This window comes from Citrobacter sp. CK180, assembly GCF_030333655.1.
In the GTDB taxonomy this organism is placed as follows: Bacteria; Pseudomonadota; Gammaproteobacteria; order Enterobacterales; family Enterobacteriaceae; genus Citrobacter_B; species Citrobacter_B koseri.
Genome location: NZ_JAOWFM010000040.1, coordinates 55,816 through 72,220 on the forward strand (window position 1 = coordinate 55,816; position 16,405 = coordinate 72,220).

Here is a 16,405-nt window from a genome sequence, read left to right on the forward strand (position 1 = left end):
CTGTCTCTTATTGACGTGCAAGAGTAACGCAAAATGATGACAAATAAAAAAGCCCGGTCGCACGATGCCACCGGGCTGGAAAAGCAATTTACATTAGCGTTTGCTGATTTGGTCGAACGTACCGCCATTAGAGAAATGCTCTTTCTGCGCTTTCGTCCACCCGCCAAACTCCTCGTCAATGGTGAAGAGTTTCAGCTTCGGAAATGCATTTTCATATTTCTTCGCCACTTCAGGGTCGCGTGGGCGATAGAAGTTTTTCGCCGCAATTTCCTGCCCTTCCGGCGAGTAGAGATACTTCAGATAGGCTTCCGCCACGGCTTGCGTCCCTTTTTTCTCCACGACTTTATCCACCACGGAGACGGTCGGTTCTGCAAGAATCGATTCGCTCGGCGTCACGATTTCGAATTTATCTTTGCCCAGTTCGTTCGTCGCCAACAGCGCTTCGTTCTCCCAAGCGATCAGCACGTCGCCAATCCCACGCTCAACAAAGGTGTTGGTTGAACCGCGCGCGCCAGAATCCAGCACTTCCACGTTCTTAAATAACGCTTTTACGAAGTCCTGCGCTTTGGCCTGATCGTTGTTATTGTGGTGCAGGGCGTATCCCCACGCAGCCAGATAGTTCCAGCGTGCGCCGCCAGAGCTTTTCGGGTTCGGCGTAATCACCGACACGCCCGGTTTTACCAGGTCGTTCCAGTCATGGATTTGCTTCGGATTGCCTTTACGCACCAGGAAGACGATGGTGGACGTGTACGGCGCGGAGTTGTCCGGCAGACGTTTGATCCAGTTTTTGTCGATACGGCCGCGCTCTGCAATGGCATCAACGTCATAAGCCAGCGCCAGCGTCACCACATCGGCCTCAATACCGTTAATGACTGACGTCGCCTGCTTACCGGAACCGCCATGTGACTGACGGATCACCACGTTGTCGCCCGTTTCTTGTTTCCAGTGCGCGCTAAACGCTTTGTTGTACTGATCGTACAGCTCGCGCGTTGGATCGTAAGACACGTTAAGTAACTGAATATCCTTCGCCAGAACGCTGGTCGATGCCAGCAATAATGTTAACCCCACGCCCCATTTATTCATCGCCCAGCTCTCTTATGTAGTGTTGTGATGAGTAAAGCGTGCCAGAAAGGAATCCAAACATTAAAGAATAAAAAAAGATTGGCTATAACTTGAGGGAATAAATGAAGGATATTGCCGGATGCTGGCTAACGCCTTATCCGGCCTACAGGCCGTACTGTTGTAGGCCGGGTAAGGCGAAGTCGCCACCCGGCACAATACACACAACGATCAGTACAGCTTTTTAGCGCAATCCAGCCAGTCACCTTTGAACGGACGCTTCATGTTTTCGATAGCGTCGATGATGTCATGGTGAACCAGTTGTTCGTTCTGGATGCCCACACAACGTCCGCCAAAACCTTCCAGCAGCAGTTCAATGGCATATGAGCCCATACGGGAAGCCAGAATACGGTCGTAAGGCACCGGAGAGCCGCCACGCTGGATGTGACCCAGTACGGTCGCACGCGTTTCACGGCCAGTCTCTTTCTCGATGTAGTGCGCCAGTTCATCAACGTCACACATATGTTCGGTGATCGCGACAATCGCGTGTTTTTTACCTTTCGCGATGCCCGCTTTGATTTCCGCAACCAGATCGTCACGGCTGAATTCCACTTCCGGCACCACAACAAACTCACAGCCCCCTGCGATAGCCGCCGCCAGGGTCAGGTCGCCGCAGTAACGCCCCATCACTTCAACGATGGAAATACGCTGGTGAGAGGAAGAGGTGTCACGCAGACGGTCAATCGCTTCCACTACCGTACCCAGCGCGGTGAAATAACCGATGGTGTAGTCAGTGCCTTTGATGTCGTTGTCGATCGTGCCCGGCAGACCGATGCACGGGAAGCCCATTTCAGTCAGACGTTTTGCACCCATATAGGAACCGTCACCGCCGATAACAACCAGCGCGTCGATGCCACGTTTTTTCAGGTTTTCGATAGCCACTGCGCGAACATTTTCATCGCGGAATTCCGGGAAGCGCGCGGAACCGAGGAAAGTACCGCCACGGTTGATCATGTCGGACACGCTGTAACGGTCGAGCTGAACCATACGGTCTTCATACAGACCCAGGTAGCCATCATAAATACCCATTACTTCCAGTCCTTCCGTCAACGCTGCGCGTACAACACCACGGATTGCTGCGTTCATGCCAGGCGCATCACCGCCGCTTGTCAACACACCGATTTTCTTAATCATGACTACCTCTGAACTTTGGAATGCAAAATGAAATCTGTTGCCGGAAGCCGATACTGTTACTGCACATCGGGACGATCCAACGAATATGCAGATAGTATAACAACCGCTTCCTGCTGAATTGATTCAGGTCAGGCCAAACGGCGGTAATTTATACACAAAATGCTGGCCTTGCTCACTTTTTTACAACGAATTACGAAAGCTCAAACCTCTTGCCTTCCCTGGGTACGACTGAACAGGGGTCCTGGTGGATAATGACATCCGAACCCGGAAAACGCCGCAAAATCGCCTGCTCTACCTGTTCAGCCACCAGATGCGCCTGAACGAGCGGCAGATTATCTTCCATTTCCAAATGAATCTGAATAAAGCGGGTCGGCCCTGACTGCCGCGTGCGAAGATCGTGAGCACCGTTGACGCCCGGCCACGATGTCACGATATCAATAATTTCCTGACGTTCCTCATCGGGCAGCGCGCGATCCAGTAACGACTGCACTGCCTCATATCCCATACGTAGTGCGCTGTATAGAATATAGATGCCGATTCCCAACGCAAACAAGGCGTCCGCGCGATGCCAGCCATACCAGGCCAGCCCAAGCGCAACGAGAATCGCTCCGTTCATCATAACATCAGACTGATAATGAAGCATATCTGCCCGTACAGCCTGACTTTGCGTCTTGCGCACAACCCAACGCTGAAACGTGACCAGAATGATCGTACAAACCAGGGCGATAAGCGTCACCACGATCCCGACGCCCGGTTCGTTCATTGGCGTAGGGGTAATCAGATGCTGAATACCGGTCAAAAACAGAAACAGCGCCGAGCCGGAAATAAACATGCTCTGCGCCAGCGCCGCCAGCGACTCCGCTTTGCCGTGTCCAAAGGTGTGTTCATCATCCGCCGGTTGCAGCGAATAGCGCACCACTAACAGGTTAGTCAGCGACGCGGCAATATCCACCAGCGAGTCAACCAACGCAGCCAGAATACTCACCGACCCGGTGTACCACCACGCAAAAATTTTGATCAAAAGTAACAGTGACGCCATCACTGTCGCGGCAATTGCCGCCCGGCTGACCAGTCGCCCATAGGTTTGATTCATAAACACTCCTGCCTTTCCATGCCGGTAGTATAACGGATGGAGTAAAACAGTAAGGCAATAACCGGATGACAAATTTTGGACAAAAAAAACCCCTCCATCATGGAGGGGAAGACAGGGATGGTGTCTATGGCAAGGAAAACAGGGTTTGTTACTGGGAACGTGAGTTGCTACTACTCAATAACTTCAACGAGGAGCCGTTTTGCCATTGCGCCACATCGCGCAGTTGCTCCATTCGTTGTTGATGCTTCTCATTTAAAACCGCTTGCTGCTCCGGCGTTAACAGGCGATACATCTGGTTGCGAACCCTGGCCATTTCGACCTGACGGGCAACCTGTTCTTGCGCCATTTTTTCTGCCTGAGCGCGCACAGCGTTTTCATCAAATTTTTCTGCGATGACAAGGCGATGCATTGTCTCCATTTCGCTAACATTAACAGGAGGCTGTTCGTGTCTTGCCTGCTGCATCAGATCTCGCATCTGTTGACGCTGATGTTCGGTTAAACTTATGCCGTCGAACATATGGCTCTGCGTACTGCGCTGCGTAAGTCCTTCACCTTGATGCCAGTTATCGCCTGTAACGACTTCAGCAGCGTGGCTTAAAGGACTGAGTGCCAGCGTTGAGGCCATGACGGCAGCGGTAACTTTGCGCATCACTTGCTCCCAAAATCTTTTCTGTCGCGATTCAACGAGAGACAGTTTACGATTCGGGCTGCAAACATGCGTCAGGGGGTGTAAAACAACGTAAAGTCATGGATTAGCGACGCCTGATGACGTAATTTCTGCCTCGGAGGTACTTAAACAATGAATAAAATCCTGTTAGTTGATGATGACCGAGAGCTAACTTCCCTGTTAAAGGAGCTGCTCGAAATGGAAGGCTTCAATGTGCTGGTTGCCCATGACGGGGAGCAGGCGCTTGAGCTTCTGGACGACAGCATTGATTTACTTTTGCTCGATGTCATGATGCCGAAGAAAAACGGTATTGATACGTTGAAAGCGCTTCGCCAGACACACCAGACCCCTGTCATTATGCTGACCGCGCGCGGCAGCGAACTGGATCGCGTACTCGGCCTTGAGCTGGGCGCGGATGATTATTTACCTAAACCGTTTAACGACCGCGAACTGGTCGCGCGTATCCGTGCGATTCTGCGCCGCTCACACTGGAGCGAACAGCAGCAGAACAACGACAACGGCTCGCCGACGCTGGAAGTGGATGCGTTAAGCCTCAATCCGGGTCGCCAGGAGGCCAGCTTCGATGGTCAAACCCTGGAGTTAACCGGCACCGAATTTACCCTGCTCTATTTGCTGGCGCAGCATCTCGGCCAGGTGGTTTCGCGTGAACATTTGAGCCAGGAAGTGCTGGGTAAACGCCTGACGCCGTTCGACCGCGCAATCGACATGCATATCTCCAATCTGCGTCGTAAGCTGCCGGAGCGTAAAGACGGGCACCCGTGGTTTAAAACCCTGCGTGGTCGCGGTTATTTGATGGTTTCCGCTTCATGATAGGCAGTTTAACCGCGCGCATCTTTGCCATCTTCTGGTTGACGCTGGCGCTGGTGCTGATGTTGGTATTGATGTTACCCAAGCTCGACTCACGCCAGATGACCGAGCTACTGGACAGCGAACAGCGCCAGGGGTTGATGATTGAGCAACATGTAGAAGCTGAACTCGCGAACGATCCACCCAACGATTTAATGTGGTGGCGTCGCCTGTTCCGTGCGATCGACAAGTGGGCGCCGCCAGGACAGCGGTTATTGCTTGTGACCACTGAAGGACGCGTGATCGGCGCAGAACGCAGCGAAATGCAGATCATTCGTAACTTTATTGGTCAGGCGGATAACGCCGATCATCCGCAGAAGAAGAAATATGGCCGCGTTGAGATGGTAGGCCCGTTCTCTGTCAGAGACGGGGAAGATAACTACCAGCTTTATCTGATTCGACCGGCCAGCAGTTCCCAATCCGATTTTATTAATCTGCTGTTTGACCGCCCGCTCTTGTTGCTGATCGTCACCATGCTGGTCAGTTCGCCTCTGTTGCTTTGGCTGGCCTGGAGCCTGGCGAAACCGGCGCGTAAGTTGAAAAACGCGGCGGACGAAGTGGCTCAGGGTAATCTGCGACAACATCCAGAACTGGAAGCAGGCCCGCAGGAATTTCTTGCGGCTGGTGCCAGCTTTAACCAGATGGTAACTGCGCTGGAACGTATGATGACCACGCAGCAGCGTCTGCTGTCGGATATCTCGCACGAGCTACGCACTCCGCTTACGCGTCTGCAACTGGGCACCGCGCTGCTGCGTCGCCGTAGCGGCGAGAGTAAAGAGCTGGAGCGCATCGAGACCGAAGCGCAGCGGCTGGACAGCATGATCAACGACCTGCTGGTGATGTCGCGTAATCAACAGAAAAACGCGCTGGTCAGCGAAACGATGAAAGCCAATCATCTGTGGGGAGACGTGCTGGATAACGCCGCCTTCGAAGCCGAGCAGATGGGCAAATCGTTAACGGTGAACTTCCCGCCGGGGCCGTGGCCGTTATACGGCAACCCTAGCACCCTGGAAAGCGCGCTGGAGAACATTGTCCGTAACGCCCTGCGCTATTCACACACGAAGATTGAAGTCGGCTTCGCGGTGGATAAAGACGGCATTACGATAACGGTTGATGACGATGGCCCGGGCGTTAGCCCTGAAGACCGCGAACAGATCTTCCGCCCGTTTTATCGTACCGATGAAGCGCGCGATCGGGAGTCCGGTGGAACAGGGTTGGGGCTGGCCATCGTTGAGACCGCGATCCAGCAGCATCGCGGTTGGGTGAAAGCCGAAGACAGCCCGCTGGGCGGCTTACGGCTGGTGATCTGGCTGCCGTTGTATAAGCGTTCTTAAGTCTCGCTGTGGTGCCGGATGGCGGCGTGAACGCCTTATCCGGCCTACGAAAAACCGCACGTTGTAGGCCCGATAAGCGCAGCGCCATCGGGCGTTACATCATCCACGTAAACGTCGTGACTGATCTTCAATTTTGCCGCTCAAACGGCGCTTCTGCATCGTTCTGGTCCAGCTTTTCGATAACCCCGCTGCCGACAGCAACCGATGATACTGGTCGTCGTCGAACGGCATATGCCAGGCTATCGCAATCGCCTCCTGTACGCTCACATCGCTGACGCGCGACGCCAGAATTAACGGCGCATCCGCCGATACCTGCCCCGGCGCGATAACGCTGTACAGCCAGCCGGTTTTCCCGGCGTTCTGCATTTGCGTCGCCATATCGCTAATGCCGAAATGGAAGTTGAGCTTAAAGCACGGCGAACGTGGCTGAGTCACCTGAATCAGCGCCTCTCCCCACTGAAAAATATCGCCGATAAAAACATTTTGCTCGGTCAGACCGTCGGTCGAAAGGTTTTCGCCAAACGCGGGCGCGACAAACAGATCCGCCTGCGCCGGGAATTGACGCGCCCAGTGCAGATAGTGTTCACGGGGATAATGGCACAGCGCGCGATCGGGCCCGCCGTGAATTTTTGTCTCTGCCTGCTCATCACCGGCAAGGCCCAGATCGTTAAGCATCAGCTCGCCATCAACCTGGATTTTCGCAATGGCGCTGGGACGACTTCCCGCATAGTCCCGAATTTTGCCCGTAAACACCTCGACCGGATATCGCATCAGCTTCCCTCTCCCGACAAATAATCCTCATTAGAGCATATTTATTTTGTCTCAGCCGCTCAAAATGAGAGCCGGGTTCACATGATGCGCCAGCAGACGTGCTATCAATTAAAGTGATTTTGAAACGCCATTTCATAATAAGGAGTCAACAACGTGACAGTACAATCGCAGTTTGCTGGCGTCTGGTGTCCTTCCATTACGCCGATGGACAATGACGGAAAAGTCGATCTCAACGGCTTGAGCCAGCATCTCAAACGCCTTACCGAGGCTAACATCGATGTTATTTTGCTGATGGGCAGCATTGGCGAATTTGCGTCTTTCACGCTGGAAGAGCGGCTGATGCTGATCCGCGAGGCCCGCGCGATGAGTTCGCTGAAGATGGTTGCCAATGTCTCCTCCACCTGCACCAGCGACATCCTGCTTATGGCGCAGGAAGCGTACCGCGTCGGGTACGATGCGGTGATGATTCTGCCGCCGTATTACTACGGGCAGACGTCGAAGCAGCTTCTGAGCTACTTCCGCCAGCTTGGCAACGCCCTGAGCGGCAAATGGCTTGCCTACAATTTCCCGGCACGCACCGGCTGCGATTTAACGCCGGATCTGGTGGCGACCCTTGCCGCCGAATTCCCGAATTTTGCCGGGATTAAAGATACCGTCGACTGCCAGTCCCATACCCGCAGCATGATTCAGACCACCCGCGCGGTACGCGACGATTTTGCCGTGCTCTCCGGCTATGACGAGTATTACATTCCCAACCTGCTGGCGGGCGGCGCAGGCATTATTTCCGGCTTAAACAACGTGATGCCGGAGCTATTTGTCAGCGCGCGGGAGGCGTTTAAGCAGGGTGATTTGCAAACGTTGCGCGATATCCAGGAGAAAATCGGCACGTTTATGTCCATTTATGCGATTGGCGAGGATTTTGTGACCACGATTAAAACCGTGGTATCGCGTAAGTTCGGCTATTGTACCGGCGTGTCGCGTAATGCGGGAGGAGAACTGAACGAGCACGAGCGTCGCACAATTGATGAGGTGTTTGGCCGTTAATTCTGACCGGAAGCGCCGGATGAGGCATAAGCCGTCATCCGGCAAAACGGGTTTATTTCACCGTACCGCGAATATCGATTTCCGCCGCTCTGGCCTTCACCTTCCGCGACCAGACTGAGGTAATGATCGGCACCAGAATCGAAGTCACGATAACCGATGTGGCAACCAGCGAGGTCGCGGCGGGCGCCATCGGTTTAAACGCCGGAACCATCTCTGCGATCAGCACGGGCGTGGCTACTGCGGCGCCCGCAGAACTTGAGGCGGCAATACCTGCCGTACCGTCACCGCCGCCGATAAACTTGTCAGCGATGATTAACGGGATGCCGGTGATAATAATGACCGCCACACCCAGTAGAATCCCCAGCACGCCCGTCTGTGCAATCACGCTCAAATCAATGGTGTTGCCCAGCGCGAAGGCGAAGAACGGGATCAGCGTCTGTACCGCTTTGCTGAAGAATTCCCGCAGTTCCGGGTCGAGATTCCCCAGCGCGAAACCAATCAGGAACGGCAATACCGCCCCCACAAATACATGCGGTTCAAACGAGGCAATCCCGGCGGTTCCCAGAATAACCATCGTCATCAGCGGCCCTGACTCCAGCGACATCAGGACAAATGCCCCGGCCTCTTCTTTCGTGCCGTACTGCTGCATGATGGAGGCGTACAGCCCACCGTTGGTCATGTCCATAGAGGCCACCAGCGCCAGCGTCGACAGCCCGGCGAAGAAGCCCGCTTCCACCCCATGTTCCGGGATAACGCGTGACGCAATAGCGGCCACCACCCAGGCAACCGCAATTTTGGTCACCACCAGCGTCCCGGATTTACGCAGCACGGTGCCTGTGGCGCTCAGTTTGATCGACGCGCCCATACAAAAGAACCAGACCGCCAGAATCGGCACCGTACCGGTGATCATACCGTTTGTGAATGAGCCGAAGTATTTCCCTGCACCTGGCGCGAAGGTGTGGCATAGCGCGCCGAGGAACAACGGAACGAGCATCATGCCACCCGGGACTTTTTCTATCGTGCGTTTAATCTGCATTTCCTTCACCTGTAGACATAAAAACGGGCAATTTTTATGGGCGAATGCACCTTACTTTGAGGCACACCCGCGTTGATGAAGAAACGATAGACATTCATTCGAACAATAAAAGTGATCCCAACCACATAACAAAACTATGTTTCATTTTTTATGGATTGATGTTTTTAATTTGACGTAAGTCACACCAGGCAAGCCCAAAAGCGCCTAAAAGAAAGCCCCCGCAGGTTATGCCTGCGGGGGCTGAATTCAATGCCGGATGGCGGCTAATGCCTTATCCGGCCTACAAATTGTAACTCTGTGCCGGATGGCGGCTAATGCCTTATCCGGCCTACAAATTGTAACTCTGTGCCGGATGGCGGCTAACGCCTTATCCGGCCTACAAATCGACAAATCCTCTTCGTAGGCCTGATAAGCGCAGCGCCATCAGGCAAAAAGACTTATTTTTTCGCCGCGAAACGCGCAGCAGCTTCGTCCCAGTTCACCACGTTCCAGAACTCTTTGATGTAGTCCGGGCGACGGTTCTGGAATTTCAGGTAGTAAGCGTGTTCCCATACGTCCAGACCCAGGATTGGGAAACCGGAAACGCCGGAAATGGCCTCGCCCATCAGCGGGGAGTCCTGGTTAGCGGTAGAGACAACCGCCAGTTTGTCGCCCTGCAACACCAGCCAGGCCCAACCGGAACCGAAACGGGTTGCCGCCGCTTTTTCAAACTCCGCTTTGAAGTTATCAACGGAACCGAAATCACGTTCGATAGCCGCTTTCAGGTCGCCCTGCAAAGCGGTGCCTTTTTTCAGGCCTTTCCAGAACAGGCTGTGGTTAGCGTGGCCGCCCGCGTTATTGCGCAGTACGGTTTTTTTGTCCGCCGGAAGCTGATCCAGTTTGGTGATCAGTTCTTCAACCGGCAGGTTCGCGAATTCAGGCAGGTTTTCCAGCGCCGCGTTAGCGTTGTTGACATAAGTTTGATGGTGTTTGGTATGGTGGATTTCCATCGTCTGCTTATCGAAGTGCGGTTCCAGCGCATCATAAGCGTACGGCAGGGATGGCAGTGTATAACTCATAATCATCTCCATTATTGTCGAGCGGCTGAAGTGTTAATGCCGCGTAAGCAGTTGGTTCATTATAGTTAATTAAATGATATTGAAAATGCTTATCAATGCCGTAGTTTTAATAAGGATATAACTTTTCATTATGTTCTTGAATATGTGAGCCAAATCACCCGTATAACGTGCTGGTTGCCAGGAAGGAAGAAATGTCGGCAATCCTCAAAAGGTTAATCAACTGCGCAATTTTTACACTCATCAGGTCGGGAGGGTCACACCGGCAATAAAAACGATGAGGATTAAGTCATGAGTAACGCGATTACGATGGGTATCTTTTGGCATTTGATAGGTGCGGCCAGTGCAGCCTGTTTTTATGCCCCGTTCAAACAAGTTAAACAATGGTCCTGGGAAACCATGTGGTCAATCGGTGGGATTGTCTCCTGGCTTATCCTGCCCTGGACCATCAGCGCCCTGCTGCTCCCGGATTTCTGGGCCTATTACAGTTCCTTCAACCTCTCCACCCTGTTGCCCGTATTTCTGTTCGGCGCAATGTGGGGCATCGGTAATATTAACTACGGCCTGACCATGCGCTATCTCGGCATGTCGATGGGGATCGGCATCGCGATTGGTATTACGCTGATCGTCGGCACCCTGATGACCCCCATCATCAATGGAAACTTTGATGTGCTGATCAATACCGAAGGCGGACGAATGACGCTGCTGGGCGTCCTGGTGGCGCTGATCGGCGTTGGCATCGTCACCCGCGCCGGGCAGTTAAAAGAGCGCAAAATGGGGATCACCGCCGAGGAGTTCAACCTGAAAAAAGGTCTGCTGCTGGCGGTGATGTGCGGTATTTTCTCCGCCGGGATGTCCTTTGCGATGAACGCCGCCAAACCGATGCATGAAGCCGCCGCCGCGCTCGGCGTCGATCCGCTGTATGTCGCTCTGCCAAGCTACGTGGTCATCATGGGCGGCGGCGCGCTGATCAACCTGGGCTTCTGTTTCATTCGTCTGGCAAAAGTGAAAAACTTGTCGATAAAAGCCGACTTCTCGCTGGCAAAATCGATGATCATCACCAATATCCTGCTGTCCGCGCTGGGTGGCCTGATGTGGTATTTGCAGTTCTTTTTCTACGCCTGGGGCCACGCTCGCATTCCGCCGCAGTATGACTACATCAGCTGGATGCTGCACATGAGCTTCTACGTGCTGTGCGGTGGGATTGTGGGTCTGGTGCTGAAAGAGTGGAAAAACGCGGGTCGTCGTCCTGTCAGCGTTCTCAGTCTGGGTTGCGTGGTCATTATTATCGCCGCCAACATCGTCGGCATGGGAATGGCAAGCTAATCGTTTTGCGTACTGTGATGACGCCACTGGCTGGGCGTCATCCCGGTTTCCCGCGTAAACACCACCGAAAAGTAGTTACTGTCCTCAAAGCCGCACTGCATTGAAATCTCACTGATCATCAGGCGGCTGTGCTGAAGCAAATACTGCGCATGGCAGATGCGGATCTGGCGAAGATACTGGTTGATGGTCATCCCGGTCTGTGAGCGAAACTGCTGTCGCAGCACCCGCTCGCTGCACTGCTCCTGGTCGCAAAACGCGTCCAGCGCAAAGGGGCGCTCCAGGCTGCCGGCCAGCGCGGTAATCAATTTATCCAGCAACGTTTCGCTCGCTCTGGTCGGGAGATCATCGGTGGCATAGCGATGTCTTTTCAGCGTCATCACCAGCTGACCAAATAGCAGCTCCGCCATCTCATTCGCCAGCGGATCGCCCTGATTGCTCTCATGTTCAAGCTGGCTGATAACCTGCCGCGCCTGATTCATCCCCACGCTGCCCAGCCGCCAGTGCGGGCGCCGTTCACTGCCGTTAAAGCCCGGAATGGCGCTTTCCCAGCCAAGATTCAGGGTCAACCGCTCCGGGCAGTAAATAATATTCTGCAAAACCAAATCGTTAACGGAAGTGTAGGAGTGTCTGTCCTCGGCGCGAATATAAAACAGATCGCCGCGCGTGATGCGGTAAGGGCGATCGTTGAGCACATGCAAACCGTTGCCGCGCCAGACCAGCACCAGTTCACAAAACTCGTGTGTATGTTCCGCGAACACATTTTGCGGATAGCGATCGGCAACCGCGACAGCCTGGCCGTCATTCGCAAAAAAGTCTTTTTTCAGAAGGACTAACTGATTTGCCACCGCAGCACCTCACGTTGAATGCTTGCCGGATGGCGCTACGTTTGTCTGGCCTACAGATCGCCGCCGTAGGCCGGATAAGACGAAGCCGCCATCCGGCATTGAAGGGGACGATTATCAGCAAATTGGCGACAAAAAACGGTGATAGCTTTCGCGTTACTGTAGCAATGCGTCCCGCCCCTGGCGAATATCCCTGGGCGACCAGTCAAATTCCCGGCGAAACAGCGTCGAAAAATGGTTACTGTCGCCAAAACCGCAGCGATACGCGATATCTGTGACGCTTTCATCACTGTGACGCAGCAGATGGCGAGCCTTGATAAGCCGCAGACGGTTAAGATAGCGCTGCGGCGTCAGGCCGGTCTGCTGTTTGAGCTGACGATGCAGCGTGCGCAGCGAGAGCGAAAACTTGTCGGCTATCGATTCCCAGCACACCTCTTCAGCAAAATGATCCTCCAGCCAGGCCAGCAACTGATTCAGCCGCGCATCGTTATTGGCCGCCCCTTCCATCAGGCTGCTTTTACGCAGCAGCACCAGCAACTGCATAAACAGAATTTCACGGTTGGCGACCGCAGGCGTGTCCATCTCGTCTCCGGCGTTTTCCATCTGCGCCACCAGTTGCCGCACCTGCTGCAACGCGCTCTGATTCACGCGCCAGTGTGACGGATACTGCCCATCCTGTTCCTGCGGCAAGAGCTGGTTCAGCCCTGCCAGAAACTGAAACGCGTCCGGCGAGCGATAGAGCACATTCGTCAGACACAGGTTGTCGGTGTGTTCATACAGATGTCTGTCGTGATCGCGAACAAAGCAGACCGTACCGCCGCTAATGGTGTAGGGCTGCCCATTGAACACATGAATGCCGGTGCCATGTTCAACAATCACAATCTCATGAAAATCATGATGATGTTCAGGAAAAGCGGACTGAGGAAGCCGGGGTTCAATGGCCACGGGCGCTTTACCTGACGGAAAAAAATCCACGCTATGCAGTACGGTCATGATGGCTTCCTGATATGAGAAACATGTCAGAAATAGTAATTAAGGGTTACTACCCTCACCTTAAATTTTTAACGCCAAAGCGCGCAAACCCGGTCGTTTTTTCAAGAAAGGACGGGAAAGATCAGGAAATGCGGACGCCGTCACATCCGGCCAATTCACGCTGATAAACGGAAATTGTGAACGCTATCACGTTCACCTTTGCCTCCTTGCCAGCGGCCAATTTAACCTGTCAGTAACAGGAAGGTACGCCTTCCTGGGGGTTCTTAGACTGAGTGCAATGAAACTCAGAAGGACTTCACCATGACTTTTCGCCATTGTGTCGCTGTCGATCTCGGAGCATCCAGCGGGCGCGTAATGCTGGCGCGTTACGACAGTGAACAACACGCCCTGACGCTGCGTGAAATCCACCGCTTCGCGAACTGTTTGCAAAAAACAGACGGGTTCGACGCCTGGGATATCGACAGCCTGGAAAATGAAATTCGCCTTGGACTGGAGAAAGTCTGCGATGAAGGTATCCGTATTGACAGCATCGGCATTGATACCTGGGGCGTGGACTATGTGCTGCTCGACAAGCACGGCCAGCGCGTCGGTCTGCCCGTATCTTATCGCGACAACCGTACCACGGGGGTGATGCAGCAGGCGCTGGCGCAGCTCGGCAAGCATGATATCTATCGCCGCAGCGGCATTCAGTTTCTGCCGTTCAATACGCTGTATCAGCTCCGCGCGCTGGTTGAACAACAGCCTGAACTTATCCCGCAGGTGGCGCATGCCCTGCTGATCCCCGACTATTTCAGTTTCCGCCTGACGGGCGAAATGAACTGGGAATACACCAACGCCACCACCACGCAGCTCGTCAATATCAACAGCGATGACTGGGACGATACCCTGCTGGACTGGACCGGCGCCAACAAAGCCTGGTTTGGCAGGCCCACCCATCCGGGCAACGTGATCGGCTACTGGATCTGCCCACAGAAAAATCAAATTCCGGTGGTCGCCGTCGCCAGTCACGACACCGCCAGCGCAGTGATCGCCTCTCCGCTGGCCGATAAAAACAGCGCTTATCTCTCTTCCGGCACCTGGTCGTTGATGGGCTTCGAGTGCAGAACGCCTTACACCGATGACGCGGCGCTGGCGGCGAACATCACCAATGAAGGCGGCGCAGAAGGCCGCTACCGGGTGCTGAAAAACATCATGGGGCTCTGGCTGCTTCAGCGCGTACTGAAAGAGCGCCAGATTACCGACCTGCCCGCGCTGATCGCCGAGACCCAGTCGCTTCCGGCCTGCCGTTTCCTGATAAACCCGAATGACGATCGCTTTATCAACCCCGCCGATATGAGCGCGGAGATTCAGGCGGCCTGCCGTGAATCCGGCCAGCCGGAACCCACCCGTAACGCCGAACTGGCACGCTGCATTTTCGACAGTCTGGCGCTGCTGTATGCCGATGTGTTGCAGGAGCTGGCGAACCTGCGTGGTGAAGCCTTTAGCCAGCTGCACATCGTCGGCGGAGGTTGCCAGAACGCCCTGCTGAACCAGCTGTGCGCTGATGCCTGCGGCATTCGCGTGATGGCCGGGCCGATTGAGGCTTCCACCCTCGGCAATATCGGCATCCAGCTCATGACGCTGGACGAACTGAACAACGTTGACGACTTCCGTCAGGTGGTGAGAACCAACTACGACCTGACGACCTTTACCCCAAATCCTGACAGTGAAATTGCCCGCCACGTTGCGCAGTTTCAATCAAAACGACAGACAAAGGAGCTTTGCGCATGACCACTCAACTTGAACAAGCCTGGGAACTGGCAAAACAACGTTTTGCTGCGGTAGGTATTGATGTCGAGGAGGCGTTACGCCAGCTCGATCGTCTGCCGGTATCGATGCACTGCTGGCAGGGCGACGACGTCGCCGGATTCGAAAACCCGGAAGGATCGCTCACCGGCGGTATTCAGGCCACCGGTAACTATCCCGGTAAAGCACGCAGCGCCAGCGAGCTGCGTGCCGACCTGGAACAGGCGCTAAGCCTGATTCCTGGGCCAAAACGCCTGAACTTACACGCAATCTATCTGGAGTCTGACACACCGGTGTCCCGCGACCAGATCAAACCGGAGCACTTCAAAAACTGGGTGGAATGGGCAAAAGCGAACCAGTTAGGGCTGGACTTCAACCCCTCCTGCTTCTCTCACCCGCTGAGCGCTGACGGCTTCACCCTGGCGCACGCGGACGACAACATTCGCCAGTTCTGGATTGACCACTGCAAGGCCAGCCGCCGCGTATCTGCGTACTTCGGTGAGCAACTGGGCACGCCGTCGGTGATGAACATCTGGGTCCCGGATGGCATGAAAGACATCACCGTTGACCGCTTAGCGCCGCGCCAACGCCTGCTGGAGGCGCTGGACGAGGTGATCAGCGAAAAACTGAACCCGGCGCATCACATCGACGCCGTGGAAAGCAAACTGTTCGGTATTGGCGCGGAAAGCTATACCGTCGGCTCCAACGAGTTCTACATGGGCTACGCCACCAGCCGCCAGACCGCGCTGTGCCTCGACGCGGGCCACTTCCATCCGACCGAAGTGATTTCCGACAAGATTTCCGCCGCCATGCTGTATGTGCCGCGCCTGCTGCTGCACGTCAGCCGCCCGGTACGCTGGGACAGCGACCACGTCGTGCTGCTGGATGATGAAACCCAGGCAATTGCCAGCGAAATCGTGCGTCACAACCTGTTTGACCGTGTGCATATCGGCCTCGATTTCTTCGATGCCTCCATCAACCGTATCGCCGCGTGGGTTATCGGCACGCGCAATATGAAGAAAGCGCTGCTGCGCGCGCTGCTGGAACCAACCGGGCAGCTGCGTCAGTTAGAAGCCAGCGGCGATTACACCGCCCGCCTGGCGCTGCTGGAAGAGCAGAAATCCCTGCCGTGGCAAGCCGTCTGGGAAATGTATTGCCAGCGTCACGACACGCCAGCCGGCAGCCAGTGGCTGGAAAGCGTCCGTGCCTATGAAAAAGAGATTCTGAGCAAACGTAGCTAACCGCGACGCCTGACTTGTAGGCCGGATAAGACGTTCCGCGTCGCCATCCGGCAATAAATGAAACACGATAGCCGGATGGCGCTGCGCTTATCCGGCCT

At 54.6% G+C, this 16,405-nt stretch carries 15 protein-coding genes; 6 read left to right on the forward strand and 9 right to left on the reverse strand.

Annotated features, from left to right (window positions below; all coding sequences use genetic code 11):
• Window positions 1-93: 93 nt before the first annotated feature.
• The 4 genes from sbp to cpxP all read right to left on the reverse strand — a co-directional run bounded on the left by sbp (window position 94) and on the right by cpxP (window position 3,995).
• Window positions 94-1,083: a sulfate/thiosulfate ABC transporter substrate-binding protein Sbp gene (sbp, locus tag OGV50_RS07085; RefSeq protein WP_012133881.1), complete on the reverse strand. Its 990-nt coding sequence runs from the start codon at window positions 1,081-1,083 to the stop codon at window positions 94-96.
• A gap of 207 nt (window positions 1,084-1,290) precedes the next feature.
• Window positions 1,291-2,253 (reverse strand): 6-phosphofructokinase, encoded by a 963-nt coding sequence (gene pfkA, locus OGV50_RS07090; protein WP_012133883.1) that lies wholly within the window; start codon window positions 2,251-2,253, stop codon window positions 1,291-1,293.
• A 190-nt stretch (window positions 2,254-2,443) separates the two neighbouring features.
• Window positions 2,444-3,346: a CDF family cation-efflux transporter FieF gene (gene fieF / locus OGV50_RS07095; protein ID WP_012133884.1), complete on the reverse strand. Its 903-nt coding sequence runs from the start codon at window positions 3,344-3,346 to the stop codon at window positions 2,444-2,446.
• Between the two features lie 148 nt (window positions 3,347-3,494).
• Window positions 3,495-3,995: a cell-envelope stress modulator CpxP gene (cpxP, locus tag OGV50_RS07100; protein ID WP_012133885.1), complete on the reverse strand. Its 501-nt coding sequence runs from the start codon at window positions 3,993-3,995 to the stop codon at window positions 3,495-3,497.
• 150 nt (window positions 3,996-4,145) lie between these two features.
• Here cpxP and cpxR point away from each other — a divergent pair, with 150 nt between their 5' ends.
• Both cpxR and cpxA read left to right on the forward strand, forming a co-directional pair.
• Complete coding sequence (gene cpxR / locus OGV50_RS07105; protein WP_012133886.1) at window positions 4,146-4,844, forward strand: envelope stress response regulator transcription factor CpxR; 699 nt, start codon at window positions 4,146-4,148, stop codon at window positions 4,842-4,844.
• Complete coding sequence (gene cpxA, locus OGV50_RS07110) at window positions 4,841-6,214, forward strand: envelope stress sensor histidine kinase CpxA (RefSeq protein ID WP_012133887.1); 1,374 nt, start codon at window positions 4,841-4,843, stop codon at window positions 6,212-6,214. The genes cpxR and cpxA overlap by 4 nt, the downstream gene beginning before the upstream one ends.
• A 99-nt stretch (window positions 6,215-6,313) precedes the next feature.
• Here the strand turns inward: cpxA and yiiM are convergent, their stop codons facing one another.
• On the reverse strand, window positions 6,314-6,985 hold the full coding sequence (gene yiiM, locus OGV50_RS07115) for a 6-hydroxyaminopurine reductase (protein WP_012133888.1): 672 nt from the start codon (window positions 6,983-6,985) through the stop codon (window positions 6,314-6,316).
• 153 nt (window positions 6,986-7,138) lie between these two features.
• Between yiiM and OGV50_RS07120 the strand changes: the two genes are divergently transcribed.
• Entirely contained in the window at window positions 7,139-8,029 is an 891-nt protein-coding gene (locus OGV50_RS07120; RefSeq protein WP_200093310.1) for a dihydrodipicolinate synthase family protein, read from the forward strand.
• Between the two features lie 52 nt (window positions 8,030-8,081).
• On the opposite strand, the gene kdgT is transcribed toward OGV50_RS07120, so the two are convergent.
• Window positions 8,082-9,065 carry a 2-keto-3-deoxygluconate transporter gene (gene kdgT / locus OGV50_RS07125; RefSeq protein WP_012133890.1) on the reverse strand — a complete coding sequence of 328 codons (984 nt, stop codon included), beginning with the start codon at window positions 9,063-9,065 and terminating at the stop codon, window positions 8,082-8,084.
• A gap of 437 nt (window positions 9,066-9,502) precedes the next feature.
• Window positions 9,503-10,123, reverse strand: a complete 621-nt coding sequence (gene sodA / locus OGV50_RS07130; protein ID WP_024130664.1) for a superoxide dismutase [Mn] — start codon at window positions 10,121-10,123, stop codon at window positions 9,503-9,505.
• Window positions 10,124-10,411: 288 nt separating this feature from the next.
• Between sodA and rhaT the strand changes: the two genes are divergently transcribed.
• Window positions 10,412-11,446: an L-rhamnose/proton symporter RhaT gene (rhaT, locus tag OGV50_RS07135; protein ID WP_049009553.1), complete on the forward strand. Its 1,035-nt coding sequence runs from the start codon at window positions 10,412-10,414 to the stop codon at window positions 11,444-11,446.
• Here the strand turns inward: rhaT and rhaR are convergent.
• Both rhaR and rhaS read right to left on the reverse strand, forming a co-directional pair.
• A complete protein-coding gene (gene rhaR, locus OGV50_RS07140; RefSeq protein ID WP_047459845.1) occupies window positions 11,443-12,291 on the reverse strand; it encodes an HTH-type transcriptional activator RhaR in 849 nt (282 codons plus the stop codon). The genes rhaT and rhaR overlap by 4 nt on opposite strands.
• Before the next feature lie 153 nt (window positions 12,292-12,444).
• Entirely contained in the window at window positions 12,445-13,281 is an 837-nt protein-coding gene (rhaS, locus tag OGV50_RS07145) for an HTH-type transcriptional activator RhaS (RefSeq protein WP_012133897.1), read from the reverse strand.
• 300 nt (window positions 13,282-13,581) lie between these two features.
• Here rhaS and rhaB point away from each other — a divergent pair, with 300 nt between their 5' ends.
• Window positions 13,582-15,051: a rhamnulokinase gene (rhaB, locus tag OGV50_RS07150; RefSeq protein ID WP_200093311.1), complete on the forward strand. Its 1,470-nt coding sequence runs from the start codon at window positions 13,582-13,584 to the stop codon at window positions 15,049-15,051.
• Entirely contained in the window at window positions 15,048-16,307 is a 1,260-nt protein-coding gene (gene rhaA / locus OGV50_RS07155) for an L-rhamnose isomerase (RefSeq protein WP_012133900.1), read from the forward strand. Before rhaB ends, rhaA begins: the two co-directional genes overlap by 4 nt.
• The last annotated feature ends 98 nt before the right edge of the window (window positions 16,308-16,405 follow it).

Coding starts and splice junctions, on each gene's coding strand:
- pfkA (WP_012133883.1), bottom strand. CDS start 2,253: ATGATTAAGAAAATCGGTGTGTTGACAAGCGGCGGTGATGCGCCTGGC.
- fieF (WP_012133884.1), bottom strand. CDS start 3,346: ATGAATCAAACCTATGGGCGACTGGTCAGCCGGGCGGCAATTGCCGCG.
- sbp (WP_012133881.1), bottom strand. CDS start 1,083: ATGAATAAATGGGGCGTGGGGTTAACATTATTGCTGGCATCGACCAGC.
- yiiM (WP_012133888.1), bottom strand. CDS start 6,985: ATGCGATATCCGGTCGAGGTGTTTACGGGCAAAATTCGGGACTATGCG.
- kdgT (WP_012133890.1), bottom strand. CDS start 9,065: ATGCAGATTAAACGCACGATAGAAAAAGTCCCGGGTGGCATGATGCTC.
- cpxR (WP_012133886.1), top strand. CDS start 4,146: ATGAATAAAATCCTGTTAGTTGATGATGACCGAGAGCTAACTTCCCTG.
- rhaB (WP_200093311.1), top strand. CDS start 13,582: ATGACTTTTCGCCATTGTGTCGCTGTCGATCTCGGAGCATCCAGCGGG.
- cpxA (WP_012133887.1), top strand. CDS start 4,841: ATGATAGGCAGTTTAACCGCGCGCATCTTTGCCATCTTCTGGTTGACG.
- rhaT (WP_049009553.1), top strand. CDS start 10,412: ATGAGTAACGCGATTACGATGGGTATCTTTTGGCATTTGATAGGTGCG.
- cpxP (WP_012133885.1), bottom strand. CDS start 3,995: ATGCGCAAAGTTACCGCTGCCGTCATGGCCTCAACGCTGGCACTCAGT.
- rhaS (WP_012133897.1), bottom strand. CDS start 13,281: ATGACCGTACTGCATAGCGTGGATTTTTTTCCGTCAGGTAAAGCGCCC.
- rhaA (WP_012133900.1), top strand. CDS start 15,048: ATGACCACTCAACTTGAACAAGCCTGGGAACTGGCAAAACAACGTTTT.
- sodA (WP_024130664.1), bottom strand. CDS start 10,123: ATGAGTTATACACTGCCATCCCTGCCGTACGCTTATGATGCGCTGGAA.